Raw genomic sequence first — 25862 nt, forward strand, 5'->3', positions numbered from 1 at the left:
CCTTTTTCGTTCCCACGACGGAGCGGCCGAGAGCCCTATTCGGACGCTCTTTTGCCGACGAGATTGACCGTTCCATTGCGGACGTTCGCTGCGATGTCCGTGACCCTTATTGTCCGATGCGGCGTCCAATTTGCCTAGGGTTCATGGAAGCTTTTCGAACTTTCTGCCTTGCGCCTCCAGCCGAATTGCGCGCGCTTATGAAAGAAGTTGGCGGGTCTGGATCCGCAGTGGTGCAAACTTGATCGCAGCGCTTATTCGGGGGTTCGTGTCGGAAGAGCGCCTTTCCCGACGTTCAGATGATCTGCGTTATCTTGCGGGTAAGCCGCTCAGTCGTTGCCGATCTCAGGGGCCGCTGAGACGATCAATGCGTTCGTCCCGTTAAGCCAACAGGGTGCGCAAAGCGTACTCCCTTGCCGCCGCCGTCACTGCGTTCATGATCTCCAATCACCTCGACCCCCGCTGCCCTGAATGCGCTGATGACTTTCATCAGTGTGTCGGCGACATCCCGCACATCACCCGCACAGGCTTCCATGCGTTGAATGGTCGACAACGAAACTCCTGCACGTTCAGCCAGGGTCTTCTGGTCAATTCCAAGCAGCGCCCGGGCTGCGCGCATCTGCGAGGCGGTAATCATCCTTGAATCTCCGGATCTGCGAATTTCCCCTCGCGCAAGCATTGATCGATAGACGGTCGCCGTCCGATGCCTTGGATGGAAGGCTGGTCCAAAAGTGACAGCATCGACATTCAACCAGGGAGCACCAGTCGTTGCATTCCCCCCTCGATCAAGGCGAGCAGGCCCTTCAGAATTTCGATTGGGGGCGGCGGGCAGCCTGGAATATGCAGATCGACAGGCAGCACCTCCGACACGCCGCCCACGACGGCATAGCTGCCGGCGAAACAGCCGCCGTTCCTGGCGCAGTCGCCGAGTGCGACTACCCATTTGGGGTTGGGTGTCGCATCCCAGGTCCTCTTCAATGCCTCGCGCATGTTCTTAGTGACCGGCCCTGTGACAAGCAGCACATCGGCATGGCGCGGCGACGCGACGAAACGGAATCCAAAGCGCTCGATGTCGTAGAAAGCGTTGTTGAGCGCGTGCATTTCGAGTTCACAACCGTTGCAGGAACCGGCGTCGACCGCCCGGATCGACAGGCTACGTCCCAGCCGTTTGCGAGCGGCACCATCAAGGGCGTTGGCGAGTTCGTCGATCGCGGCTTCGCGTGCCAAGGGTGGGCGCTCGGTGAGCGGGGGTCGTATCAGGCTTTCGAAGAGAAGCTTGCGCATGATGGCGTGCCTTTAGAGATCATGGCCGGAATAGGAGCAGTTGAACGACTTGTTGCAGAGCGGAAAGTCGGCAACGATGTTGCCTTCGATCGCCGCTTCAAGAAGCGGCCATTGAAACCATGACGGGTCACGCAAGTGGCAGCGCTCGACCAGGCCGCCTTCGCCAATGCGCAGCCAGGCGAGGATGTCGCCGCGGAATCCTTCGACCAGCGCCATACCTTCACGCGGGCCGTTCGTAGGGGGGACATTGGCGCGCGCCGCGGGGCCACCCGGCAGCCGTTGCAGGATTTGTTCGACCAGCGACAAGCTCTGCTGGACTTCGCGAATGCGGATCCAGACGCGGGCATTCACGTCTCCCTCCTCAAGGACAGGTACGTCGAAAGTGAGTTCGTCGTAAGGGGGGTAGCCGGGACTGCGCCGCGCATCGAAGTGACGGCCGGAGGCGCGGCCGACATAGCCGCCGGCTGCATATTGCCGGGCAAGCTCCACCTTGAGTCGGCCGGTTCCGACGGTGCGGTCCTGCAGCGAGGCGGTGTTGTCGTAGAGTTCAATCAGGCGAGGAAAGCGTTGCCTGATCTCCGCGATCACCGACCGAACCGCGCGCTCTCCCTCTTCGCGCAGGTTGCTTGCCACCCCTCCAGGCACGATGCAATCGCGCATCAAACGATGGCCGAAGGCGGCATCGCTGGCGCGCAGAACGCGTTCGCGCAGCACGCCGCAATGGGCGTGCATCAGTGCGAAGGCCGCGTCATTGCAGATGGCGCCGATATCGCCGAGATGGTTGGCAAGCCGCTCCAGCTCGGCCATCAGTGCCCGCAGCCAGAGGGCACGCGGCGGGACCTCGACACCGAGCGCCGCTTCGACCGCGCGGGCAAAGGCAAGCGAATAGGCCACTGTGCTGTCGCCAGAGGTCCTGCCTGCCAGTCCGGCGGCGCGATCGACGGGCGAACCCGCCATCAGGCCTTCTATGCCCTTGTGAACATAGCCGAGACGCTCTTCCAGCCGCACCACCGTTTCGCCGCTTGCGGTGAATCGGAAATGCCCAGGCTCGATGATGCCGGCATGCACGGGTCCGACCGGAATCTGGTGGAGGCCATCGCCTTCCGCGCCAAGGAAGCGGTAGGAAGACGCCGCGGCTGGAGGCTGTGGCCGCGTCGCCAGGGGATGGCTGCCCCCCCAATGGCCATGGTCAAGCCAGCGACGGGTATCGGGAAGCCCCTGCGGCAGCAACCCGAAAAGGTCAGCGGCAGCACGCTCAAGCCGCAAAGCGGGCGGATGCCGCTGGCCGACCGATGGGTAGCGGCCGCCAGGGCATTGCAGACTAATGACGCCGATGTCGCGAACCTCGTCGAGAAGCGCCATGTGGACGGTGTTCGGCTCCCCCCAGAGGCCGAGCAGGCTCCAGCGGCCCTCAGCGAGTTGCTCGACGGCAAGGCTCCAGATTTTCGGGGCCACCACGGCGCGCCTCGAAGGCGCGTGATGTTCGACAGGACGGCCGGCCTCGATGAGGTCGACCAGCGCCGGCATGCTTCTTTTGCTCATCCGCTTCATCCCAGAATGGCCGCGACATGCTGGAACCACGTGACCAGGGGCGATGGCAGATATACGCCGGCGCCAAATACCAACGCCAGATGGGAATACATCGGCACGTAGGATGCCTCGACGGGCGCGGTGCCGCCGCGCGGCTCGCCGAAGGCGACGCCGGTCAGCCGCAGCAGCAGGGCGCCGAAGGCGAGCAGAAGCCCGAACACCAACGGGATCGCCAGAAGCGGTTGCCTGGCAAAAGTCGAACTCACGACCAGGAATTCGCTCATGAAGATGCCGAGCGGCGGCAGGCCGGCGATGGCGACGACACCGATGACCAGCGCCCAGCCAAGCCCGGGATGGCTTTCCGTCAGCCCTCTTATGTCGGCGATCTTTTGCGTCCCCTTGACCTGCGCGATGTGGCCGACCGCAAAGAAGATCGCCGACTTGGTCAGGCTGTGCATGACCATATGCAGCAGGCCGGCAAAGTTCGCGAGCGGACCACCCATGCCGAAAGCAAAGACGATGATGCCCATATGTTCGATCGAAGAGTAGGCGAACAGGCGTTTGATGTCGCGGCGGCGGTAGAGCATGAAGGCGGCGAAGATGAGGGAGGTGAGCCCCATCGTGACCATCAACGGTCCCGGGGGTATCGCCTGCGGGCTTGCGGCCAGCAACAGCTTGAAGCGCAGCACGGCGTAGAGCGCGACATTCAGCAGCAAGCCCGACAGCACCGCGGAAATCGGCGTTGGGCCTTCCGCATGCGCGTCGGGCAGCCAGGCATGCAAGGGGGCAAGGCCGACCTTGGTGCCGTAGCCGAGCAGCAGAAAGACGAAGGCGACATTGAGCAAAGCCGGGTCGAAGCGGGCGGCATGTTCGATCAGCACTGTCCAGACCATGGCATTCGTACCCTCGCCGACGACCGGTTGGGCGGCCATGTAGACGAGGATGGTGCCGAAGAGGGCGAGCGCAATGCCGACACTACCCAGGATGAAATATTTCCAGGCCGCCTCCAGCGCTTCATGGGTGCGATAGATGCCGACCATGAGCACGGTGGTCAGCGTGGCAAGCTCCACCGCCACCCACATCAGACCGATGTTGTTCGACACGAATGCCAGGTTCATGCCGAACATCATGACCTGGTACATGGCGTGGTAAAATCGCAAGTTCGTTGCGGTCAGCCGGCCGGTGTCCAACTCGTGCGCAATGTAGGAGGCGCTGAACACACTGGTGGTGAAACCGACGAATGTGTTGAGCACGATGAAAACGATGTTGAGATCGTCGACCAGCAGATACTGCCCCGGCTGCGGCCGGTCGGTGACAAGAAGCGACAGCGCGGCAAGCAAGGTCAGGAAGCTGGCGACGACATTCAGGCGTGCCGTCACCCGATAGTTCGGTAGCACGGCCATGAGTGCCGCAGCCGCTGGCGGTATCAGCAAAATGGCGGCCACCGCATCGAAGGAAACCCCAGTCAACGGCGTTCTCCCCGGTAGTCGTCGAGCGCACCAACATCCACCGAGTCGAACCTTTCGCGGATGCGGAACAGGAAGACGCCGATGACGATGAAGGCGATCAGGATCGAGAAGGCGACGCTGATCTCGACGACCAGCGGCATGCCCTTGGCGCCCGTGGCGGCCAGCACCAGGCCGTTCTCGAGCGACATGAAGCCGACAACCTGGCTGACGGCATTTCGGCGGGTGACCATCACCAGCAGCCCCAGCAGAATGATTGACAGCGCGAAGGCCAGATCCTCGCGCGCCAGCGGATCGGCCTCAGGGGTGACCCGCAACATTAGGACCATGGAGAGCGTCACCAGACCAATTCCCGCCAGCATGGTCGGACCGATGCCGACTGCGGTCTCGATGTCGCGATGGATGCCGAGCCGCTGAATGATGCGATGAAGCCCGACGGGAATGACGATCGCCTTGAACACGAGGGCGATCGCGGCGGTCACGTAGAGATGATGGGCGTCCTGGATGTAGGCCTGCCAGGCCACGGACAGAGCGAGGACGACCGCATGCAATGCAAACACGTTGATCAGTGCAAAGAGGCGATCCTGATACAACATCATGAAACTGACCAGCACCAGGCCGCCGGCAAGCAGATGAGCGATGTCGAAGGTGAGACCGTTCATCAAAGGCTCCGTGAGACGAACAGCAAGAGTGTGCCGAGCAGGGCCAGCATGAGCGCTGCTCCCAGGAAATCCGGAACGCGGAAGACGCGCATCTTGGCGATGGCGGTTTCGAATACGGCAAGGAGAATGCCGCAGACAGCAAGCTTGCCGACATAGGCGACGACGCCCAGACCGTAGGACGCCGGCCCGGCCTGGGCAGTCACCAGTCCCCAGGGAACGAAGACGCAGGAAATCAGCGAGACATAGAGCAGCAGCTTGAGGAATGCGGCGAACTCGATCATCGCCAGATGGCGGCCGGAATACTCCAGGATCATCGCCTCATGGACCATCGTCAGTTCTAAGTGGGTCGCCGGATTGTCGACGGGTATGCGGGCGTTTTCGGCGATCGCCACCATTACGAGGGCGATGAGCGACATGCCGAGCGATACCCGCAGACCAACCTCGGGTGAACTCATGAAGGTGGCGACCGTGGAAAGTTGTGTCGCGCCGGCGACGAGCGCCAGGCTGAACACGATCAGAAGCATGGCGGGCTCGGCCAGCGAAGCGATCATGACCTCGCGGCTTGCACCGATGCCGCCGAAACTGGTGCCGACATCCATCCCTGCCAGAGCCAGGAAGAAGCGTGCGCTGCCAAGCAGCGCGACGATGGCTATCAGATCGGCGGTCCAGCTGAAGGTGAGGCCGGTTGCGAATGTCGGGATGAGCGCGGCAGCGACCCAGGTGGCGGCGAAGATCAGGTAGGGTATGACGCGAAACAGCCAGGATGCGTTGTCCGCCAGGACGACTTCCTTGCGCATAAGCCGCAACAGATCGCGGTAGGGCTGGATCAGGGGAGGTCCCTGGCGCCGCAGCAGTCTCGCCTTCACCTTGCGCACGAAGCCGGTCAGCAGCGGTGCAAGCAAAAGCACCAGCATCATCTGTGCGCCCTGGACAGCCAACTGAAGGATCAGGGCCATAGCGCGAGCACCGTGAGCAAGATGACGAGATAGAGGAAAACGAGAGTCAGATAGCGTCGAATGGTCAGGAACTGCAGGCGGTTCAGCCTCAGGGTTGCAAAATCGATGGCGCCAGCGATCGGCTGATAAAAAGCCTCCCAGACCACATCGTGCATTTCGACAGTCAAACGCGCCGGGCCAGTCGCGCCGGGCGGTGGCATCTCTACCGTTTCCTTGGCCCGGAACGCGAATGTGCCGAAGACGCGGCGAATGGGCTGCGCGAAGCTGACTGCCGTGTATTGCGCGGCCGGCGTAACGTCCGGGAAACCACAGCCCCAGGCGGGGGCCCGGCGGAGCGCATGCGAGGCGAAGCGGTGGATCACGACTGCCGCGAGCGATGCGGAAGCAGCGATGAAAAGGAACACCAGCAGGCCATTGTAGGAGCTGCGGCTCTCGGCGATCGGTACGATCGACAGCCAGGGTTGCGCCATCTGCACCGGCATGCGGTTGCCGATGAGCGAAAGCGTTACCGGTGAAAGACCGTCTATGACGAGGCCCGGCAGAATGCCGGCAAGCAGGCAAAGTGCCGCGAGGATGAACATTGCCGCGAGCGAATAGCGATCGACCTCGTGCGCACGCTCCACCACGGCGGTCCGGGGCCGGCCGAGAAATGTAATTCCGAACGCCTTCACGAAACATGCCGCCGCCAGCGCCGCCGACAATGCCAGCAGGCCACCAACGGCAGGCACCATAACCCTCAGACCCCACTGCGGCAGGTCAGGGCTCTGCAAGATGGCCTGGAAGGCCAGCCATTCGGAGACGAAGCCGTTGAAGGGCGGAAGCGCGGAGATCGAAACACAGCCGACCAGAAAGACAAAACTGGTCAGCGGCATCCGATGGATAAGACCGCCCAGCTTCTCCATGCTCCTTTCGCCGGTCGCCGTGAGGACGGCGCCGGCACCGAAAAACAGCAGGCTCTTGAAGAAAGAATGGTTGAGAACGTGGAACAGTGCGGCGGTGAGCGCCAGTGCCGCAGCCGACGGCATCGCGTTCGCCTTGAAGGCAAGCGCGAGGCCGAGGCTTATGAAGATGACGCCGATGTTTTCGATCGTGCTGTAGGCGAGGAGCCGCTTGAGATCCTTTTCCATCAATGCATAGAGGATGCCGAGAACCGCCGTCAGGCCGCCAAGGAAAAGCACGACGACGCCTGACCACCATGCCGGCTCGCTGAGCAGGTCGAAAATAACGCGTATGAAGCCATAGACGGCGACCTTGGTCATGACGCCGCTCATCAGGGCGGAGACATGGCTCGGCGCCGCCGGATGCGCGAGCGGCAGCCAGACATGGAGAGGGACGAGGCCAGCCTTGGAGCCGGCGCCGAGCAGCATGAGGGCGAGGACGGCGGCAGCGATGAACCGGCTTGGCTCGGCGGCCCGCATTGCGTCGAATGTATAGGTTCCAGCGGGTCCGGCGAGCAGACCGAAAGCCAGTAGCAGCGCCAGCGTGCCGAAGCTCGCCATCACCAGATAGATGTAACCGGCCCGCGTGTTGTCCTGGTCGCGATGGTGCGCCATGACGAGCGCCCACGAGGCGAGCGACATGAACTCCCAGGACAGCAGGAAGGTGAAGGCATCGTCCGCCAGCACGACGAGGTTCATGCCGGCGAGGAACGCCGGGAAGAACGGCAGCACCCGGTGCGGTGCGGCCTCATGGCGGCCGTAGCCCAGTCCGTAGAGGCTGGCGAGCGCACCGCCGAGGTTGACGACGACGAGAAAAAAGGTCGAGAGCGCATCCAGACGGAAGTGAGCACCGATCCATGGCAGTCCAAGTGGCAGCGTGATCGTTGAGACGCCGGCAGGATCGCCTGCCAGCGCGCTTGTGACGATCACGAACAGGGCGGCCGAGATGCCAAGCGTTGCGCCATAGACCAGACGTGTCGCCGAACCACGCCGGCTGACCGCGACAGCCCCTATGGCGGTTCCCAGAAGCGCGGCGACGCCCCACAAGGGAAGGGCAACGATCGGCGTCACGGCAGGCTCTCGCCGGAGCCGGTCTCCGCATCGTCGGCGCCGGAAATCCTGGCTGGGTTGAAGCCCACCTTGAGCCGCACCCCACGCCCGCCAGCCTGGCTGGTCGCACCTTCCCCGATCAACTCGATGCCGGCGGTCTCAAGCGCTGCGATCAATTTCATCAGGGAATCGACATTACCCCGGATCATCCACTCGCTGGCTTCCATGCGCTGAATTGTCGGCACCGAAAGGCCGGACAATTCGGCAAGTCTGCGCTGATCGATGCCGAGCAGCGCCCTGGCGGCGCGCAACTGCGGAGCAGTTATCACAAATCGCCCCTTTTTCAGCTTTGAGACATAAGCTCTACACGTTGCAGCATACATTGAAATGCGCTATAGTCAATAAATGATGTTTTAGATATCATCTTTAGGTGTCAGCCGTTCATGGCTGGCTATCCCAGGCAGACGGTGCAAACCGGGGCGCGTACCTTGAAGGACCTCAGCCCTCAGAAGCCGTCCTCAAGATCAAGACCATGCTTGGTTGAACCGCAGGATTTGGAACCCTGGCTACGATGGCTAAATCATGATCCGGATAGCAAAATATCACAGTGATTTCGGCAATATCGAAGTTCTTCGCGCGAAGGACACCGGCTCGTTCATCTATCGGCAGGGTGGCTGCTACCAAAGCGAGTGCGACCCAGATGGCGTAAGTGTGGTGCCTTACATACACGCGATCTTTGGCCTTCTCGCGCAAATGCAAGCATCGGATGTATTGATGATCGGTTGCGGCGGCGGCAGCCTGGGCACCATGTTGGACAGAGCCGGCGTGCACGTGACAATAGTTGACATCAATCCAAGCGCCTTCCGGATCGCTCACAAGTATTTCGGACTTCCTCGCGAGGTCGATTGTCATGTTGCTGACGGGCGCAATTTCCTGCGTGCCGACCGGCATCGCTACGACGCAATTGTCCTCGATGCGTATTCTGGAAGACGCATTCCAGATCACCTATGCGCCGAGACATTTTTCGGCCTTGTTCAGACACGCCTGAAAAATGCTTCCGGCTGTTTGTTCGCCAATGTTCATGCGGGCCATGACCTTGATCTGATGCCCGATCGCGTCGCCGCAAAATTGAACAATGTCTGGGCTGACGTAAGGCTGCTAGATGTTCGCGGCATGTCGGATCGCAACGCGATTGTCATGGCCGGCAAGGTGCGCAATCTCGTACAACCAGCCTTGCACATGCCACCTTCGATCGGAGCGGATGAGATCGCGCGAGACCTAAGTCTATTGGCGTTCAGGCCTTGGCTTTTGCGCCGCTGAAAAGCATGACGGCTGGGGATCATCTGATGCGACAACCAGAAGGCTTCCCGCGTGGCGTCAAATGGGTGCGGGTTTAGAGTGGTAGCGGAAGAGCGCTACCGCCTTCCCCCCGCTCATTGAACCGCCAGTTCAGGCTCCGTTCCTACGCCTGAGCGATTTTTGCCATCTAACTACGGGGTCAGAAACTCGAACCCCTGCGAACTCCCCGAGATCGATAAAGCTGCGAATTACGAACTCGCTATGGAGGGGTCGCATTTGCGCTGGGTCAAAGCTGGTCGCGTCCATTGTGACTACAAGATGTTGCGAACGATGGCCATTCGGCCTTTGCAGCAATGGAGGCGATTCTGATGCAACTGATGGCATCTCTGTCCTTGGCGACCTACCCAGACGCGAACTCCGCGAAAATCGCGGCGAACGCGGTCGCTGTCGTCAAGAAGATCGACGCGGCGCTGCACGCCGTTGCCATCGACGTCGACATTCCCGACGTTTCGAACGCGCTCTCAAATTATTTGCTGGACCTTCCCTACAAGATACAAGAGGCCGAGGCGACCAGTCACAAGCGCGGTAAAGTTCTGCTCGAGGCAATTAACCAAGAGGCCGCCCGCGCCGGTGTGACCCTCAGCACGCAGGAGTTGGCTGCACCACCGGCCTTGATGGGCGATGTTGCCGCGAAGCACTCCCGCTATTTCGATGTCTGTCTGGTCGGCTGGGCGCCGGACAATCAGACGGCGCGGATGCTAGCCGAGGCGATATTGTTCGGCTCGGGTCGACCGACCCTGCTTCTTCCCGACTCCACGGACGTCGGGGTGCTTGGACATGTCGTTATCGCCTGGGACGGCAGCAGAGTGGCCGCACGGGCAGTTGCCGACGCGCGAGCGTTTCTTGAACGTGCCTCGATGGTCACCGTTGTGACCGTGACCGACGAAAAGCCGCTTCCGGGACAAGGCATCGGCGAACGCCTTGCGCTGGGCCTGAGGACGCGTGGTCTGGTGGCCGAGGCTGTCTCTATCCAGGCAAGGGACAGTTCAATCGGAACGGCGCTTCAGGAACATGCCCTGAAGATCGGCGGCAACCTGCTTGTCATGGGCGGATACGGCCACTCCCGCGTCAGGGACTTCGTGCTTGGCGGCGCCACCGAAGGCATTCTCGCGGATTTGCGCCTGCCTGTCCTGCTGTCGCATTAGGTCGTGGCGAGATGAGAGGCGACACGGATCCTGTCCTGCGTTTCCATGGCGCAGCCCATGGCGTCACCGGCTCATGTTATGAGATCGAGACACCGCGTTCCCGCATCCTCATCGACTGTGGCCTGTTCCAGGGGTCGAAGTCCGAACGCGAATTGAACTACGGTGTGTTCCCGTTTCCCCCGGACGCGATTGACGCTGTCATCCTGACGCATGCGCACATCGATCACAGCGGCCTTCTGCCGAAACTGGTCAAACAGGGCTTTTCTGGTCCCATCCATACGACCCGCGCCTCCATCGATCTTTGCTCGGTCATGCTGCCGGATTCGGCGCACATCCAGGAAATGGAGGTCGAGCACCTGAACCGTCGCAACGCGCAACGCGGTCGCCCGCCCGTCGAGCCGATCTACAGTCAGCAGGATGCTGCCGCGTGCATGACCTTATTCCGGGCTTTGGAATATGGCGAATGGACCACGATCGCCGAAGGCCTTCGCGCCCGCTTCTGGAACGCTGGCCACCTGCTAGGTTCGGCATCGGTTGAGCTCGAGATCGACCGACACGATGCGCCGTTGCGCATCATGTTTTCGGGCGACATCGGTCCAGGCCACAAGCTGCTTCAGACCGATCCCGAGGGGCCGGCAGGCGTCGACTATCTGATCTGCGAATCGACCTATGGCGACCGCGACCGGCCGGACGTTTCGCCCGAACAGCGGCGATCCCAACTCGGTGATATCGTGCGTGACGCCGCCGCGGCCGGCGGCCCGCTCATCATTCCGTCTTTCGCTGTCGAGAGGACACAAGAACTGCTGGTCGATCTGCATTTGCTCATGAAAGTGGGGGAGGTGCCGTCAGCCCCGGTCTTCGTCGATTCGCCGCTGGCAACACGCGCCAGTGCGATTTTTGAGCGCCATGCCAACGAGATCGAACATGGTGACGTGCTACGCCAGGCCCTCAACTCGAAGGAGCTGCGCTTCACCGAGACGGTGGAACAGAGCAAGGCGATCAACCGCCTCACCGGCTTCTTCGTGGTGATCGCCGCCAGCGGCATGTGCGATGCGGGGCGTATCCGCCATCATCTCAAGGCCAATCTCTGGCGCCGGAACGCCACGGTGCTGATGGCCGGATATCAGGCCCAAGGGTCGCTTGGCAGGATCCTGCTCGACGGCGCGCAGCGTGTGCGCATCCAGGGTGAGGAAGTCGAGGTCAAGGCGCGTATCAGCCTGTTCGACCTCTATTCCGGCCACGCCGACGCCAGTGAACTGGTCGCCTGGCTCAAGGCCCGAACTCCAGTGAAGCAGCAGGTGTTCCTGACGCATGGAGAGGAAGCTGGACTCGGCGGCCTGCGCGTAAGGCTTGCGGGACTGATACCCGACGACAAGATCATCATCCCGAGGCTAGACGATGCTTTCCAATTGACCCCCGGTCGCAGTTTGCCGGTCGAGGTCAACGAGCCCCGCCGTCTGAAGCCGGAAAAGATTGCCCGCCTCGACTGGCACAATGACCTTTCGAAGCTTCTCCTTGACGTAAACGAAGCGGTCAGCGCCGCGGCCGACGAACGGAGCCGAGCAGCGGTGATCAGGCGCATGCGCAGGGCGCTCGACACCGGCGACAGCAGCATCTGAGCAAGTGACGGAGCCTGACGGCGCACCCAAACAGTGCGCTGGTGATGGAAGAAAGCCAAAATGTCTCGAGCCACCTCATCGACCATTGCCTTGACCGGCCTCAGCGAAGCCGAGGCACAGGCTAGGCTTGTCACCGAAGGGTTCAACGAGTTGCCCAGATCCAACCGTCGGACGCCCTTGCGAATTGCTATCGAGGTCGTGCGCGAGCCGATGCTTGCCCTGCTGTTGGGTGGAGGCTGCGTTTACCTGCTTCTTGGCGATCTTCAGGAAGCGTTGATACTGCTCGCATTTGCCACCTTGTCGGTGGGGATTACCATCGTTCAGGAGGCGCGAACGGAGCGTGTTCTCGAGGCGTTGCGTGACCTGACAAGTCCGCGCGCCCTGGTAATACGCGATGGCGAACGCAGGCGGATTGCGGGTCGCGAGGTGGTGCGCGGCGATACGGTCGTGCTGGGCGAGGGGGATCGGATTCCGGCCGATATCTTGCTCATCCAGAGTCGGGATATCCAGACCGATGAGTCCTTGCTGACAGGAGAATCCGTGCCGGTGCGAAAGATTGCAGCCAGCGAAAGCGATCTGCCAGCCGAACGCCGGCCAGGGGGCGATGACTTGCCTTTAGCTTTTTCTGGATCACTCGTCGTTCGCGGGTCAGGCATCGGCGAAGTTCTGGCAACCGGGCCGCTCAGCCAAATCGGTGCGATCGGGCAATCGCTTAGCACAATGGAGACCGAAGCACCCCGCCTGCAGCGACAGACAAAACGCCTTGTCGCCATCTTCGCGCTGGTCGGCGGCGCGGTCAGTGTTCTCGCGGTCGTGCTTTATGGCCTGCTGCGTGGCGGATGGCTCGATGCGGTGTTGGCCGGTATTGCGCTCGGCATGTCGATGCTGCCCGAGGAATTTCCCATGGTGCTGACAATCTTCATGGCCATGGGCGCATGGCGCATCTCGCAGGCGCGCGTGCTCACGCGTCGTGCAGCAGCGATCGAGACGCTTGGCTCGGCAACGGTCCTTTGCACCGACAAGACCGGAACGCTGACCGAGAACCGCATGACAATTGCAGAACTGAGAACGCCCGATGGCAAACTGTTTCGCCTGCTGAACAACTCAAACACAGAGATGCCGGCGGCATTTGGGGAGTTGGTCGAGATCGGCATGCTAGCCAGTGCCGAGATTCCTTTTGATCCGATGGAAAGGGCATTTCACAAACTCGCGCAGGAGCGATTGCCCAAGCGCGCAGACAGCACCGATCGGAAGCTGGCCCGCGCCTACGGGTTGCGCCCTGAACTGTTGGCAATGTCGAATGCCTGGCAGTCGTCAACTGGAGGCGCCGACTGCCTGATTGCCGCCAAAGGGTCGCCGGAGGCCATCGCGGCACTCTGTCGTCTACCTGCGGATCGTGTCGCTTCGGTCAAGGATGTTGTGGACGCCATGGCAACGGAAGGACTGCGCGTCCTAGGCGTGGCGCGTTCTTGTCATGCTGGCGATCAGCTGCCGGACAAACAGACTGGTTTCGATTTTAAGTTCATGGGCCTCGTCGGACTTGCCGATCCCCTGCGTTCAGGGGTTCCGGACGCGGTGAGCAATTGCCGCTCCGCCGGAATAAGAGTGATCATGATTACCGGGGATTATCCCGCGACCGCGAGAGCAATCGCCAGTCAGGCCGGGCTCGATTTCAACGATGTCGTCAGCGGTGAAGAGCTCAAGACACTGGATGACGCAGCCCTGGCGGCGCGCGTGAAAACCGCGGCGGTGTTCGCGCGGATCATGCCCGAGCAGAAATTGGCAATCGTCAGAGCCTTGAAGGCCAACGGCGAGATTGTCGCCATGACGGGCGACGGCGTCAACGATGCTCCGTCGCTGAAAGCCGCAAACATTGGCATTGCCATGGGCGGTCGCGGCACGGATGTCGCGCGGGAGGCGTCGTCCATCGTCCTCCTCGACGACGATTTCGGGTCGATAGTCAAAGCCATCCGGCTGGGCCGCCGCATCTACGACAACTTGCGCAAGGCAATGGGCTTCATTCTTGCCGTGCACGTGCCGATCGCCGGGCTGGCCCTGCTTCCATTGCTGTTTGGGCTTCCTATCCTGTTCGGGCCAATTCACATTGCCTTTCTGGAGATGGTGATCGATCCAGTCTGCTCATTGGTCTTTGAAGCAGAAACCGAGGAAGACGACACGATGAAGCGTCCGCCGCGGGATCCGGAAGCGGCGCTCTTCTCGCGCTCGTTGATCGCATGGAGCGTAGTGCAAGGACTGTTGGCATTCGTGCTTGTTGCGGGCATCTTCCTCTTCGCCTTGCACTGGGGAATGCCTGAAGACGAGATTCGAGCCCTGACGTTCTTCTCGCTGGTGCTGACGATCGTTGGGCTGATTTTCGTCAACCGTACGTTCAGCGAGTTGCTGCTGACTGCTCTTTTCCGGCCAAATCGATCGCTTGCTTTTGTCGTCGTTGTGGTTGCAGCGGCGCTGGGCGGGACGCTTCTGTGGCCGCTCGCGAGTAATCTCTTCCAGTTCGGACCGCTGCACCTGGACGACCTCGCCGTGACGCTTGCGGCCGGGTTGGCAGTGCTGGTCTGCCTTGAGTTCCTGAAACATTTCTGGCGGGAGCGGCTGAAAACCTGATCATTGATGCAAGTCTGCCCGCGGTTCCGACCAGGGCGAACGCCCAGCTTGCGGAGTGCGCGCTTTGACGGTCGGGCCGAGCAGTGATGAACCGAAAGGCGAACGATGCGTTGGTGCCATGTCTGAGGCGCAATCCGCAGGCTTTCGCAAAATGAGCAACGGAGCCAAATCAGATGACCGAACATTCGGCAACATCAGGCAACACCAAACGGTTGTCCGAACAGGAGTTGCGCGACATTGACGCCTATTGGCGAGCTGCGAACTATCTGACGATCGGCCAGATCTACCTGCTCGACAATCCGTTGCTGCGTGGACCGTTGCGGTTGGAGCACGTCAAGCCGCGTCTCCTCGGCCATTGGGGAACGTCGCCTGGCCTGAGCTTCATCTATGCGCACCTCAATCGCGCGATCCGGCTCAGGGACGCAAATGTGATCTATGTCTGCGGCCCCGGCCATGGCGGCCCGGCAATGGTGGCGAATACCTATCTGGAGGGCACCTACAGCGAGCTCAATCCCGACATTGCGATGGACGAGCAGGGGATGCGCAAGCTGTTCCGGCAGTTTTCGTTTCCCGGCGGTATCCCGAGCCATGCAGCGCCGGATGTGCCCGGCTCGATCCATGAGGGCGGCGAGTTGGGCTATTCGCTTTCGCATGCCTATGGCGCGGCCTTTGACAATCCGGATCTCGTGGTCGCCTGCATCGTCGGTGACGGCGAGGCTGAAACGGGGCCACTGGCAGCCGCGTGGCATTCCAACAAATTCCTCAACCCCTCGCGCGACGGGGCGGTGCTGCCGATCCTGCATCTGAACGGCTACAAGATCGCCAATCCAACCATTCTGGCCCGCATTCCCGAAGACGAATTGCGCGCGCTGTTTGCCGGCTACGGCTATGAGCCGCTGTTCGTGGAAGGCCACGAGCCTGCCCTGATGCATGAGCGCATGGCGAGCGTGCTCGACGATGCGCTAGACCGCATCCGCGCGATCCAGCAAGCCGCGCGCGCTGGCTCGGCGTCTCCGACGTCGCGACCAATATGGCCGATGATCGTGCTGCGCAGCCCCAAGGGCTGGACGGGACCGAAAGAGGTCGACGGTCTGAAGACAGAGGGCTTCTGGCGCTCGCACCAGGTTCCCTTGTCAGGCCTTGCGGAAAACCCCGCCCATCTCAAGCTGCTCGAGGAGTGGCTGAAAAGCTACCGGCCCGAGGAACTGTTCGACGCCGCCGGCGCTCCTGTCGCCGCGATTCGTGCCACGGCACCCCAGGCGACACGGCGCATGAGCGCCAACCCGCATGCCAATGGCGGCCAGCTGCGCAGGTCTCTCGAACTGCCCGGATTGCATGACCACGCCATTGCGGTCGAGCGCCCCGGTGGCGTCAAGGCCGAATCGACGCGGGTCATGGGCAGTTTCCTGCGTGATGTCATGCAGTTAAACGAGGCCTCGAAAAACTTCCGGATCGTCGGCCCGGACGAGACTGCTTCGAACCGCCTTCAGGACGTGTTTGAAGTGACCGAGCGTGGCTGGATGGAGAAGATCCTGCCCGAAGACGTTCATCTGGGGCGCGATGGCCGGGTTCTCGAAATCCTCTCCGAACACACCTGCCAAGGCTGGCTGGAAGGCTACCTGCTAACCGGGCGCCATGGTCTGTTTTCCTGCTACGAGGCGTTCATTCACATCGTCGATTCCATGTTCAATCAGCACGCGAAATGGCTGGATGCCTGCCGCGACATCCCGTGGCGGCGGCCGATCGCATCGCTGAACTATCTGTTGTCGAGCCATGTCTGGCATCAGGAACACAATGGTTTCAGCCATCAGGATCCCGGCTTCATTGACGTCGCCCTCAACAAGAAGGCCGACATCGTTCGTGTCTATCTCCCGCCGGACGCCAACACCTTGCTTTGCGTGACCGACCACGTGCTGCAGACCTGGAACCGCATCAACGTCATCGTCGCCGGAAAGCCGCCATCCTGGCAGTGGCTGTCGATGGACAGGGCAATCGTTCACTGCAGGGCAGGGATCGGCATCTGGGACTGGGCGTCAACAGACGATGGCGCCGAGCCCGACGTGGTGATGGCTTGCGCTGGCGACGTCCCGACGCTCGAAACGCTGGCCGCCGTACAGATCCTCAGGCATCAGGTTCCTGACCTCAGGATCAGGGTGGTCAATGTCGTCGACCTGATGACTCTCCAGCCAAAGGAATATCATCCGCACGGTCTTTCGGATCGTGAGTTCGATGCGCTGTTCACCACCGACAAGCCGGTCATCTTCGCCTATCACGGCTATCCCTGGACGATCCATCGCCTGACCTATCGTCGCACCAACCATGACAACATCCATGTGCGCGGCTACAACGAGGAGGGCACGACCACGACACCTTTCGATATGACGGTGCTGAACGGTCTCGACCGGTTTCATATCGTCCAAAGCGTCGTAGATTGGGTTCCGCGACTGAAAAGCATGCAGGTCGGCATCAAGCAGGCGATGGACAGCAAGCTGCTTGAACATCGAGCCTATATTCGCGCCCATGGGCAGGATATGCCGGAGATCCTTGAGTGGAAGTGGGGACAGGATGCCGATGCGGGGCCGAAGCGTCCGGATTGAACGTATGCCCGTTCGCAAGCGCATAGGGGCGGCAACATATCGGATGGCTTCATGACCGATGCGATCCTTGTCCTGAACGGTGGTTCTTCGAGCTTGAAGTTCGCCGTCTTCGAGCGACGAGGCGAGCTCCCGGTGCTGCTGCGCGGCAATGTCTCCTCTCTCGGTCAAAAACCGCGGCTGCGTGTCGAGGCCGCGGCCGGCAGGTCCAAGATCGACAAGAGCCTGGGCGAAGCACCGATTGCTATGGGCAAGGCGTTCGCGGCGGTTGCATCCGTGCTCGCCGAAAACGATCTCCTGCGCCGCATCGACAGGGTAGGGCACAGGATCGTTCACGGTGGGCGTGACTTCACCGAAGCGACGCTGCTCGACGAACGCACGCTCAAAGAATTGCGCCGGCTAGAGTCGCTGGCGCCCATCCACCAGCGGATCAATATCGAGATTGTCGCACTGGCTGCTGAACTCTTGCCACAGGCCCTCCAGATCGGGTGCTTTGACACAGCGTTTCATTCGACCAGGCCGGAGCTCGCCAAAATCTACGGGCTGCCGCGCGCGATGACTGTCGCGGGCATCGTCTCCTACGGCTTTCATGGGCTGTCCTACAGTCATATTGCTTCGAAACTGCGTGACCGATACGGCGCGCGCGCCGGCGGTCGGGCGATCGTCGCCCATCTCGGCAGCGGCGCAAGCCTGTGCGCCATGGATGCCGGACGAAGCATCGCCACGACGATGGGGTTTTCGACGCTCGACGGCCTGGTGATGAGCACGCGTTGCGGCGCACTTGACCCGGGGGTCATCCTTCACTTGCTGCAGGAACGGCGACTATCTGGGGACGAACTGGTCACGCTTCTTTACGAGCAATCCGGCCTGCTCGGTGTGTCTGGAATATCTGGGGATATGCGGACCCTGATCGGCTCAGACGACCCTGCCGCCGCCGAGGCTGTCGACCTCTTCGTTTATCGGATCGGACGTGAGATAGGATCGCTGGCATCTGCCATGGGAGGACTGGACACGCTGGTGTTCACTGCCGGCATTGGCGAAAACGCGCCGTTGGTCAGGGAAAGGATCGGCGCCGCCGCGGCCTGGCTTGGAGTCGGTCTCGACGACGAGCGAAACCGCGGAGGCGAGGAGATGGTCGGCGCTGCGAATTCCCGAGTCGATGTCCTTGTCATTCCAGCGGATGAAGAAAGCGCTGTGGCCACGGAGATGCTCATCTTTCGCTCTGCTGCGCCCGCACGGCCCGAGGAGGGAGCGCGGTAGCTAAGCGGCTGATCGCGCCCCCAGCTCCCGCCGAACCAGGACAAGCGTCGCATCGTCGGGATCGGTGGTGACGGTGAAACCCATGTCGCGCTCGACCTCGATCGCGGCACGGTTTTCACGGCTCTCGATCGACTCGATCGCTCTGAGGCCGAGTTCTTCGGCATATTTCGCAACATAAGCGAGCAGCTCCCAGCCAACGCCCAGATGCTTGCGATCCGCGCGAATACAGATCGCAACCTCGCCGTTTCGATCGGCTCGATCGCTTGCCAGCGTCGCAACCGCGATCAGCATCCCGTCGATCGAGAATGCTAGAAAATTGTGGATATGGGCGTCGTCTGAACGCGTCATCGCCACCAGCCGTTCATGCGAGACTTCCTTCACAGCGCCGAGAAAGCGGAAGCGCAGGTCGTCTGGGGTTACATGAGTGAAGAACTCGGCCAGCGTTGGCTCATCCTCAGGGCGCGCGCGGCGCACTTCGAAGCGAAAGCCGGTATGGGTGGTAAGTGTGTTGTCCATCGTCATCTGGTCCTTGAACTGGGGCCGGTTCTTCGGCGTCATTGTCGTCTCTTGCGCAGGCAGGCGCCTTTCATTCGCTCATGCAGTGGAGCGCGTCGTGCTTGACGATTTCGATGCTGCGCAGGTTGAGCAGCCGGATGACGCCCTTGTCCTTCAGCCGGGTGAAGACCCGCGATACGGTCTCGATGGTCAGGCCGAGATAGTCGCCGATGTCCATACGTGACATTGGCAACTCGACCTGCCGCAACCCGCCCTGCCGCTCTGCCATATCCACGAGGAAAGCGGCGACGCGTTCGATAGCGTTCTGGCGGCCGAGGACCAGGAGGTGTTCCTGCGCCCTTGTCAGGCCCTTGAGCGCCAGGGGCAGCAGCTGATGGGACATGTCTGCTCCAGCGCTGAAGCGGAAGGCGCGCACCCCGCTGGCGTTGATCGCTTCGGCAAAAAAATGATGCGTCGTGTCGGCTTCGAAACCGAAAGTCTCTCCGGCGAGGTGGAAGGCGCTGATCTGTCGGCGGCCGTCTGCGAGCAGGCGATAGATGCGCACGGCGCCGAATTCGACCTGGTAAAAAGCCCCCGCCTTCTCGCCTTGAGCATAAATCTCCGAACCGGCGGGAAAGAAGCTGACGGGCTGTTGCGTTTCCGAGTCAAATGCCGCTGGCAGGCCCGGCTGAGCAGAATGCGACGGCAATGAAATTCTGGAGGTGGTGTAGGCGTGCATGGCTGTGTTCCCGGTTGTTCCGTGACACAGCAATCGCGCGAATCCGCAGGTCGCGAAATTCGGTTTTATCCCTAAGGGAAACTACCTAGTCGCGCGGATTGTTGATCCATATCAAGTGCCCAGGCGCGCCGATCGCTTAAGTCCTCTTTCGCTTTGGGTGATAGCAATAGGGAGTCGTTTCGAAATCTTGCATCGGAACGGCTGGGTGGGCAGCGATGTATCTTCCGCAATTCATGGTCGGAATGTTTTTGACGTCGGGTATCGTGGGTCTGTGGGCCTACGCGGCAACGGGTTCAGTCTGGAGCGCGGTAGGCTGGACGATTATCGACCTTGTAGTTCTGCAGGTCGCATACTTCGCCTTTGTCATACGCCTTGTTTACAAACGCACGACTGCAGAGGCTGCAGCAAATTCGGCACCGCCAAGCCACGTTCAGCCATTCCGCCGCGATGGCATGCACTCTTAGAGCCGCCAGACCGTGTGACTCATCCGCCAACGGCCTTCCCCAAATCCAGCCGCGGCTTCAAGAGATCAGGTCCGACAGTCGCGCCGCCATATGCTCTCGTCACGCGCTAGTTGCCGTCATCGAACGGGTAAAAGTGGACTACCTTGAGTGTGACCGGGATGTCGTGGCCCTCGATCAGAACCGTGGCCCACCGGTCCCCCAGATCGTCTTGCCAAGTTTCGGTAACGCGGCACCTTGCGGCCAGATCCATGCCAACCTCGACCTTGTCCGTTCTCTTTGCCATCATTGGACTCCCGTTCACTTTCGCCTCGGCTCTGCATATCGTTTCCTGCTCTCAGTAGATCAGTTCGAGAGCAGCCGGTTAATCGCCCCTTGCTTCAGCAAGGAGCGGGTCATACCGCCAAACGCCCATTCGCGGATACGGCTGTGGCCGTAGCCGCCCGCGACCACAAGGTCGGCACCCATGGCTCGGGCGACTTCGGACACGGCTTCGCAAGCGTCCGCTTGGCCCACGTCCAGAACCTCCGATCTTGCCTTGACGCCATGTCTCATCAGGAAGCGGAGCACGTCCCCGACACTCTCGCGTGCGCTCGTCATGTTCTGTTCCTCGATCGTCGCCACAAGGACATGTTGTGCACCGGTCAAAAAGGGCATTGCATCGGTGACCGCGCGCCTCGCCTCGCGGGTATCCTTCCAAGCCACCAGAACATTTTCGGACTTACGCGGTGCAACCTTGTCAGCCGCAAGCAACACGGGCCGTCCGGCCGACAGCACCAACGTTCCGACATCGACCATCCGGTGGCGGTCGCTGGGAACGCCCCGTGCGGGAGCCCCGGTCACGATGAGGTCGGCGGCGCGTGCATGCATCGCCAGCAGACGTGTTGGATCGCCGATCTCCTCGCGCCAGGAGGCATCTTGTCCACCGACGACACTGAGGAATTCTTCCTTCAGAGTCTTCAGGCGATCCTCGATATCCGTGCGGCGTTGCCGCATGATTTCGGCTGCCGCCACGCCGCCATCGTCGCCTGGAACAAACACATATGAATCGGCCGCCGCAAAACCGATCAGGGTAGCTTCGAAGCGTCGCGCCAACTCCAGCGCATAGGCCGTTCGCGGCGCTGCCGGGGAATCGACGTCGAGTTGAACCATGATGGTGTTAAAGGTCATTGCCGTGCCTCCGATGAGATTTATTGCAGGATCGCCGGAGGTGCGACCTTGCGCCTTGATGCGCATCAAAGCCTGCATAACTTGCCAATCCATCAGGCCACATCGTCATGGACCACCGCACCGCCGGCATGGTCCGAAGCGAAGCCTGTTACGGACACCACCCATGGCACTATGCGGTCACACGGCTTTGAAACGCATCAATCCACGCTCCAGCCGGCTTCAAACCAGGTACCACGTTCGCCACTGACAATTTCGACGGCGTCATCGAGCTTGCCGATAGCAGCAGGCTTGCCTGTCGCTTCAATGAATTCGATTGCAGCGGTGACCTTGGGTCCCATGGAGCCGGCCGGAAAATTCTTCCCGGATAGCTCCTTGGGGGTCACGCGCCGAAGCGGCCGAGCGGCTGCTGTTCCGTAGTCGACATAAACGGCGTCGACATCGGTCAACAGGAGCAGCATGTCAGCTTTCAACTGGCGGGCAAGCAGCGAGCTTGCCAGGTCCTTGTCGATGACTGCTTCGACGCCGCAAAGCGTGCCGTCGTCCCGGGCAATCACCGGAACACCGCCGCCGCCGGTGCAGATGACGATCACGCCGCGCTCGACCAGGAACGAGATTACAGACGCTTCCAGGATTTCCAGGGGCCTGGGTGAGGGCACGACTCGGCGCCATTTGTCGCCATCGGGCGCGATCTGCCAATTGCGCTCGCTGGCAAGCCTACGTGCGGTTGCCTCATCGTAGACCGGGCCGATAGGCTTCGTCGGGTGAGCGAAAGCGGGATCGTGCGGATCGACCTTCACCTGTGTCAGCAGGGTCGCGAAAAGCCTCTCCTTGAGGAGGTTGCCGAGCTCCTGTTCAAGGACATAGCCGATCATCCCTGCGCTTTCGGCGCCAAGCACGTCGAGTGGAAATGTGCGGCCATCCGAGGTTGTAGCTGCCTGCAGCGCCAGAAGTCCCACCTGCGGACCGTTTCCGTGAGTGACCACAATCGAATGCCCTCCGCCGACAAGTTGGGCCAGCACGGATGCAGCGCGCACGATGTTGGCGCGTTGGTTTCCGGCCGTCATCGGTTCTTCACGACGCAACAGTGCGTTTCCGCCGAGCGCAACAACGATAAGCATCTCAGTTGCCGATCGTGGCCACGAGCAGGGCCTTGATCGTGTGCATCCGGTTTTCGGCCTGGTCGAAGACGATGGACGCGGCGGATTCGAACACCTCGTCAGTGACTTCCATGCAGTCGATGCCGTATTCCTTCGCAACGAAGGCGCCGATCTCGGTATCGGTGTCGTGGAATGCCGGCAGGCAATGCATAAATTTGACGTGGGTGTTGCCGGCGGCGGCCATCACCTCGCTGGTGACCCGATAAGGCGTCAAAAGGCGAATGCGCTCGCCCCAGCCCGATTTGTCCTCGCCCATCGACATCCAGACGTCGGTGTAGATGAAATCAGCATCCTGGACGCAACTCGTCACGTCCTCGTCGAGCCGGAAGCGGCCGCCGCTGCGTTCCGCCAGGTCCCTGACATGAACGCAGAACTCCTCGTCCGGCCAGAGTTCTTTCGGCGAGGCGATGCGCATGTCGATGCCGACCTTGGCTGCTCCTAGTGCCAGGGAGAGCGCGACATTGTCCCGGCCCTCACCGACGAAGGTGACGGTCATGTCTGAAAGATGCTTGTGGGTGAATTCCCGCATGGTGATGAAATCAGCGAGGATCTGCGTCGGATGCGCCTCGTCGGTGAGGCCGTTGTAGACTGGCACGCCTGCATATGTAGCCAGCACTTCGGCCTGGTGCTGGCCAAAGCCGCGATATTCGATCCCATCATACATGCGGCCGAGTACGCGGGCTGTGTCCTTCATGGATTCCTTGTGGCCGATATGGCTGCCGGTGGGGCCGAAATAGGTGACGTGAGCGCCCTGGTCATAGGCCGCCACTTCGAACCCGGTGCGTGTGCGCGTCGAATCCTTTTCGAAGATCAGGGCGATGTTCTTTCTGACGAGACGCGGGATCTCGTGACCGGCGAGCTTGGCCGCCTTGAGGTCGGCGGCCAGCTTCAGAAGAAAGCGGATCTCGTCGGCGGTGAGATCGTCCAGGGTCAGGACGGACCGGCCATGAAGATTGATCGACATCGGGATTTCCTTTCGGGTCAAATCGGGTCGCGGACAATCGGACAGGTCATGCAGTGCCCGCCGCCGCGGCCTCGGCTGAGTTCGGCGCCTTCGACCGTGATCACTTCAATCCCGGCACGGCGCAGCAGCGTGTTGGTGTAGACGTTGCGGTCGTAGCCGATGACCACGCCGGGCTCGACCGCAACGACATTGTTGCCATCGTCCCATTGCTCGCGCTCGGCCTCGTAGCGGTCGCCGCCGGTGGTGATGATCCGCAGCAATTTCAGTCCAAGGGCTTCAGCAACCACCGTCGTGAACGGCTTTGTCTCATCGGTGACCTCGACGGCCGTCTCGCCATCGCCCGGCCGCAGCGAGAAGGTGCGCAACCGGTCGACCACCGGCGGGTACAGGGTGACAAGGTCGCGGTCGCAAAAGGTGAAGACGGTGTCGAGATGCATGAAGCTGCGGTCGCGGGGCATCAAGGCGGCAATCACGCGCGTGGCCTCACCAGCAGCGAACAGGTTGCGCGCGAGGTCGCCCACGGCCTGCGGCGTGGTGCGCTCTCCCATGCCGACGAGAACTGTTCCACCACCGATCGGCATCACATCGCCGCCTTCCAGGCTGGTGCCTGTTCCTAGATCCGGCGAAACAAAGGGAATGCCGCTGTCGCGAAAGCGGGGATGGAAACGGTAGACCGCTTCGACATTGGCCGCTTCGGGGCGCCGCGCTGCCCAGTACATGGAATTGACGGAGACCGAGCCGTAGATCCAGCAGGAACTGTCGCGGGTGAACAACTGATTCGGCAGCGGCGGTAGCACAAAATCCTGGGGGGCGAGCGTTCGCCCGGTCAGGCCTTTGGGCTCGAAGGGAAGCTCTGCCCTGGCAATGCCGCCTACAAGGTAAGACGACAGCTGCGCCGACGGCATATCGTCGAGCCATCCGCGCAGCTCGTCCACCATGTCGAGACCGACGACGCCAGGGTGGACCCGGCGGTCGAGAAGCCAGTCGCGAGCCTTGGCCAGGCTCATTGTCTCAGCCAGGAGCTCCCCGAAGGAATGGACCAGGACACCGCGTTCACGCAATGCATCGACAAAGACATCGTGTTCCTGGCGAGCCCGCTTGACCCACAGCACGTCGTCGAAGAGCAGCGCCTTGCAGTTTTCCGGTGTCAGCCTGCGCAGGCTCAGATCTGGACGATGGACCATCACCTCGCGCAGACGGCCGACTTCGGAATGAACACCCAGCTTTGTCATCGAACCAATCCTTCAAAGCGGGCTGACGGCACCGGTCCACATCTCGTAAACGGCGAGGATGGCGACGGCGACAAGGGCTGCGGCGAGCGCTGCTTCAACAGGATGGAACACGCGCTGACTGGTTTCGCGGCGTGCCCAGACGTAGAAGATGATGCCGGGCGCATAGAGGATCGCGCACATGAACAGGTAGGCAGGTCCGGCCGCATAGACGAGCCACAGTCCGTAGACCGTCGCCAGCAACCCCGCAAAAAGCGGACCGGCGCGCTGCTCGCCGCTCTCGTAGCTCTCGCCAGTCAGCGCGAGCTTGGCCGCGTAAGCCCCGGAAAAGATGTAAGGAACCAGGATTGCGGCCGACGCGATGTAAAACAGCGCCTGATAGGTGCTTTGCGCGAAGAGAGTGATCACCAGGAAGGCCTGGACGAGCAGGTTGGTGATCAGGAGCGAGATCGAGGGTACGCCTCGGTCGCTTTCGCCGCCGAAGAATTTCGGCATCGTCCCGTCCTTGGCGGCGACGTGCGGAATTTCGGCCGCAAGCAGTGTCCAGCTCAGGAAGGCGCCGATCACGGACACGACAAGCGCAATGTTGATCAGGATGGCGCCCCAAGGGCCGACAATCGCCTCCAGCACACCGGCCATCGATGGATTCTTCAGTGCGGCGAGTTCGGGCTGGTTGAGGATGCCGAGCGACAGCAGCGACACCAGGGCGTAGAGCGCGAGGCAGGTGAAGAAGCCGAGAACTGTCGCCGTGGCGATGTCCTTGCGGCGCTCGGCGCGGCCGGAAAAGACGCTGGCGCCTTCGATGCCGATGAACACCCACAGGGTCACCAGCATGGTGCTTTTCACCTGCGCGGTGATCGAGCCGAGACTGGTGTTGCCCAGACCGGTGAAGTCGAGCGACCAGACCTGCAGTTTGAAGGCGACGGCCACAACCCCGACGAACAGGACGATCGGAGCGATCTTTGCCACCGTGACGATGAGGTTCACGACAGCCGCCTGCCGGATGCCGGCGAGAACTAGGAGCCTGTCCCCGTATTTGGGTGTGGAATGAGCGGTCGGCGGCGGGCTGCGCCTAGACAGCTGGATTACGGCGTGATTCTTTGGGGCATGAGCAAGACGTTTCGCCCCTGGCTGATCGATCAGCCGCAGCTGTTTCCGGCCTCGG

General features: G+C 61.5%; 22 protein-coding genes. 6 read left to right on the top strand and 16 right to left on the bottom strand.

Features of this window, described 5'->3' with window-relative positions; genetic code table 11:
* Positions 1–361: 361 nt before the first annotated feature.
* The 8 genes from AC1DYO_RS28505 to AC1DYO_RS28540 form a co-directional block, all read right to left on the bottom strand.
* Positions 362–634 carry a helix-turn-helix domain-containing protein gene (locus tag AC1DYO_RS28505; RefSeq protein ID WP_436249329.1) on the bottom strand — a complete coding sequence of 91 codons (273 nt, stop codon included), beginning with the start codon at positions 632–634 and terminating at the stop codon, positions 362–364.
* 110 nt (positions 635–744) lie between these two features.
* Positions 745–1281: an NADH-quinone oxidoreductase subunit B family protein gene (locus AC1DYO_RS28510; RefSeq protein ID WP_436249330.1), complete on the bottom strand. Its 537-nt coding sequence runs from the start codon at positions 1279–1281 to the stop codon at positions 745–747.
* A 12-nt stretch (positions 1282–1293) separates the two neighbouring features.
* A complete protein-coding gene (locus AC1DYO_RS28515; RefSeq protein ID WP_436249980.1) occupies positions 1294–2808 on the bottom strand; it encodes a hydrogenase large subunit in 1515 nt (504 codons plus the stop codon).
* Between the two features lie 20 nt (positions 2809–2828).
* Positions 2829–4280 carry a hydrogenase 4 subunit F gene (locus tag AC1DYO_RS28520; RefSeq protein ID WP_477267728.1) on the bottom strand — a complete coding sequence of 484 codons (1452 nt, stop codon included), beginning with the start codon at positions 4278–4280 and terminating at the stop codon, positions 2829–2831.
* Positions 4277–4939: a hypothetical protein gene (locus AC1DYO_RS28525; RefSeq protein ID WP_006200993.1), complete on the bottom strand. Its 663-nt coding sequence runs from the start codon at positions 4937–4939 to the stop codon at positions 4277–4279. The genes AC1DYO_RS28520 and AC1DYO_RS28525 overlap by 4 nt, the downstream gene beginning before the upstream one ends.
* A complete protein-coding gene (locus AC1DYO_RS28530; protein ID WP_477267729.1) occupies positions 4939–5895 on the bottom strand; it encodes a respiratory chain complex I subunit 1 family protein in 957 nt (318 codons plus the stop codon). Before AC1DYO_RS28530 ends, AC1DYO_RS28525 begins: the two co-directional genes overlap by 1 nt.
* Positions 5886–7904, bottom strand: a complete 2019-nt coding sequence (hyfB, locus tag AC1DYO_RS28535; protein WP_477267730.1) for a hydrogenase 4 subunit B — start codon at positions 7902–7904, stop codon at positions 5886–5888. The genes AC1DYO_RS28530 and hyfB overlap by 10 nt, the downstream gene beginning before the upstream one ends.
* On the bottom strand, positions 7901–8212 hold the full coding sequence (locus AC1DYO_RS28540; RefSeq protein WP_477267731.1) for a helix-turn-helix domain-containing protein: 312 nt from the start codon (positions 8210–8212) through the stop codon (positions 7901–7903). The genes hyfB and AC1DYO_RS28540 overlap by 4 nt, the downstream gene beginning before the upstream one ends.
* Before the next feature lie 253 nt (positions 8213–8465).
* Between AC1DYO_RS28540 and AC1DYO_RS28545 the strand changes: the two genes are divergently transcribed.
* From AC1DYO_RS28545 to AC1DYO_RS28570, 6 genes are all read left to right on the top strand, one after another.
* Positions 8466–9203: a spermidine synthase gene (locus tag AC1DYO_RS28545; RefSeq protein ID WP_477267732.1), complete on the top strand. Its 738-nt coding sequence runs from the start codon at positions 8466–8468 to the stop codon at positions 9201–9203.
* 347 nt (positions 9204–9550) lie between these two features.
* On the top strand, positions 9551–10387 hold the full coding sequence (locus tag AC1DYO_RS28550; RefSeq protein ID WP_477267733.1) for a universal stress protein: 837 nt from the start codon (positions 9551–9553) through the stop codon (positions 10385–10387).
* An 11-nt stretch (positions 10388–10398) separates the two neighbouring features.
* Positions 10399–12006: an MBL fold metallo-hydrolase gene (locus AC1DYO_RS28555; RefSeq protein WP_477267734.1), complete on the top strand. Its 1608-nt coding sequence runs from the start codon at positions 10399–10401 to the stop codon at positions 12004–12006.
* A 60-nt stretch (positions 12007–12066) separates the two neighbouring features.
* A complete protein-coding gene (locus AC1DYO_RS28560) occupies positions 12067–14628 on the top strand; it encodes a cation-translocating P-type ATPase (RefSeq protein WP_477267735.1) in 2562 nt (853 codons plus the stop codon).
* 173 nt (positions 14629–14801) lie between these two features.
* Entirely contained in the window at positions 14802–17225 is a 2424-nt protein-coding gene (locus AC1DYO_RS28565) for a phosphoketolase family protein (RefSeq protein WP_477267736.1), read from the top strand.
* A gap of 51 nt (positions 17226–17276) precedes the next feature.
* On the top strand, positions 17277–18482 hold the full coding sequence (locus AC1DYO_RS28570; protein WP_477267737.1) for an acetate/propionate family kinase: 1206 nt from the start codon (positions 17277–17279) through the stop codon (positions 18480–18482).
* On the opposite strand, the gene AC1DYO_RS28575 is transcribed toward AC1DYO_RS28570, so the two are convergent.
* From AC1DYO_RS28575 to AC1DYO_RS28610, 8 genes are all read right to left on the bottom strand, one after another.
* Positions 18483–18998 (bottom strand): N-acetyltransferase family protein, encoded by a 516-nt coding sequence (locus tag AC1DYO_RS28575; RefSeq protein WP_477267745.1) that lies wholly within the window; start codon positions 18996–18998, stop codon positions 18483–18485.
* Between the two features lie 70 nt (positions 18999–19068).
* Positions 19069–19716 carry a helix-turn-helix domain-containing protein gene (locus AC1DYO_RS28580; RefSeq protein ID WP_477267738.1) on the bottom strand — a complete coding sequence of 216 codons (648 nt, stop codon included), beginning with the start codon at positions 19714–19716 and terminating at the stop codon, positions 19069–19071.
* Positions 19717–20286: 570 nt separating this feature from the next.
* Positions 20287–20463 (bottom strand): hypothetical protein, encoded by a 177-nt coding sequence (locus AC1DYO_RS28585; protein ID WP_023829819.1) that lies wholly within the window; start codon positions 20461–20463, stop codon positions 20287–20289.
* Positions 20464–20522: 59 nt separating this feature from the next.
* The gene (locus AC1DYO_RS28590; protein WP_477267739.1) at positions 20523–21413 is read right to left on the bottom strand and encodes a universal stress protein; all 891 of its coding nucleotides are present in this window, start codon (positions 21411–21413) and stop codon (positions 20523–20525) included.
* 131 nt (positions 21414–21544) lie between these two features.
* The gene (gene arcC, locus AC1DYO_RS28595; protein WP_477267740.1) at positions 21545–22465 is read right to left on the bottom strand and encodes a carbamate kinase; all 921 of its coding nucleotides are present in this window, start codon (positions 22463–22465) and stop codon (positions 21545–21547) included.
* Between the two features lies 1 nt (position 22466).
* The gene (gene argF, locus AC1DYO_RS28600) at positions 22467–23468 is read right to left on the bottom strand and encodes an ornithine carbamoyltransferase (RefSeq protein ID WP_477267741.1); all 1002 of its coding nucleotides are present in this window, start codon (positions 23466–23468) and stop codon (positions 22467–22469) included.
* Between the two features lie 17 nt (positions 23469–23485).
* Positions 23486–24700, bottom strand: a complete 1215-nt coding sequence (locus tag AC1DYO_RS28605; protein WP_477267742.1) for an arginine deiminase — start codon at positions 24698–24700, stop codon at positions 23486–23488.
* A gap of 12 nt (positions 24701–24712) precedes the next feature.
* Positions 24713–25846: an amino acid permease gene (locus AC1DYO_RS28610; RefSeq protein ID WP_477267746.1), complete on the bottom strand. Its 1134-nt coding sequence runs from the start codon at positions 25844–25846 to the stop codon at positions 24713–24715.
* Between the last annotated feature and the right edge of the window lie 16 nt (positions 25847–25862).

Source organism: Mesorhizobium sp. P2_F5 (assembly GCF_056403715.1).

What these genes read in the sequence shown, in the direction of transcription:
- AC1DYO_RS28525 (WP_006200993.1), bottom strand. Translation starts at nt 4,939, where the DNA reads ATGAACGGTCTCACCTTCGACATCGCTCATCTGCTTGCCGGCGGCCTG.
- AC1DYO_RS28555 (WP_477267734.1), top strand. Translation starts at nt 10,399, where the DNA reads ATGAGAGGCGACACGGATCCTGTCCTGCGTTTCCATGGCGCAGCCCAT.
- AC1DYO_RS28585 (WP_023829819.1), bottom strand. Translation starts at nt 20,463, where the DNA reads ATGGCAAAGAGAACGGACAAGGTCGAGGTTGGCATGGATCTGGCCGCA.
- AC1DYO_RS28545 (WP_477267732.1), top strand. Translation starts at nt 8,466, where the DNA reads ATGATCCGGATAGCAAAATATCACAGTGATTTCGGCAATATCGAAGTT.
- AC1DYO_RS28560 (WP_477267735.1), top strand. Translation starts at nt 12,067, where the DNA reads ATGTCTCGAGCCACCTCATCGACCATTGCCTTGACCGGCCTCAGCGAA.
- arcC (WP_477267740.1), bottom strand. Translation starts at nt 22,465, where the DNA reads ATGCTTATCGTTGTTGCGCTCGGCGGAAACGCACTGTTGCGTCGTGAA.
- AC1DYO_RS28590 (WP_477267739.1), bottom strand. Translation starts at nt 21,413, where the DNA reads ATGCGCATCAAGGCGCAAGGTCGCACCTCCGGCGATCCTGCAATAAAT.
- AC1DYO_RS28565 (WP_477267736.1), top strand. Translation starts at nt 14,802, where the DNA reads ATGACCGAACATTCGGCAACATCAGGCAACACCAAACGGTTGTCCGAA.
- AC1DYO_RS28550 (WP_477267733.1), top strand. Translation starts at nt 9,551, where the DNA reads ATGCAACTGATGGCATCTCTGTCCTTGGCGACCTACCCAGACGCGAAC.
- AC1DYO_RS28570 (WP_477267737.1), top strand. Translation starts at nt 17,277, where the DNA reads ATGACCGATGCGATCCTTGTCCTGAACGGTGGTTCTTCGAGCTTGAAG.
- argF (WP_477267741.1), bottom strand. Translation starts at nt 23,468, where the DNA reads ATGTCGATCAATCTTCATGGCCGGTCCGTCCTGACCCTGGACGATCTC.
- AC1DYO_RS28580 (WP_477267738.1), bottom strand. Translation starts at nt 19,716, where the DNA reads ATGCACGCCTACACCACCTCCAGAATTTCATTGCCGTCGCATTCTGCT.
- AC1DYO_RS28510 (WP_436249330.1), bottom strand. Translation starts at nt 1,281, where the DNA reads ATGCGCAAGCTTCTCTTCGAAAGCCTGATACGACCCCCGCTCACCGAG.
- AC1DYO_RS28505 (WP_436249329.1), bottom strand. Translation starts at nt 634, where the DNA reads ATGATTACCGCCTCGCAGATGCGCGCAGCCCGGGCGCTGCTTGGAATT.
- AC1DYO_RS28575 (WP_477267745.1), bottom strand. Translation starts at nt 18,998, where the DNA reads ATGGACAACACACTTACCACCCATACCGGCTTTCGCTTCGAAGTGCGC.
- AC1DYO_RS28515 (WP_436249980.1), bottom strand. Translation starts at nt 2,808, where the DNA reads ATGCCGGCGCTGGTCGACCTCATCGAGGCCGGCCGTCCTGTCGAACAT.
- AC1DYO_RS28605 (WP_477267742.1), bottom strand. Translation starts at nt 24,700, where the DNA reads ATGACAAAGCTGGGTGTTCATTCCGAAGTCGGCCGTCTGCGCGAGGTG.
- AC1DYO_RS28530 (WP_477267729.1), bottom strand. Translation starts at nt 5,895, where the DNA reads ATGGCCCTGATCCTTCAGTTGGCTGTCCAGGGCGCACAGATGATGCTG.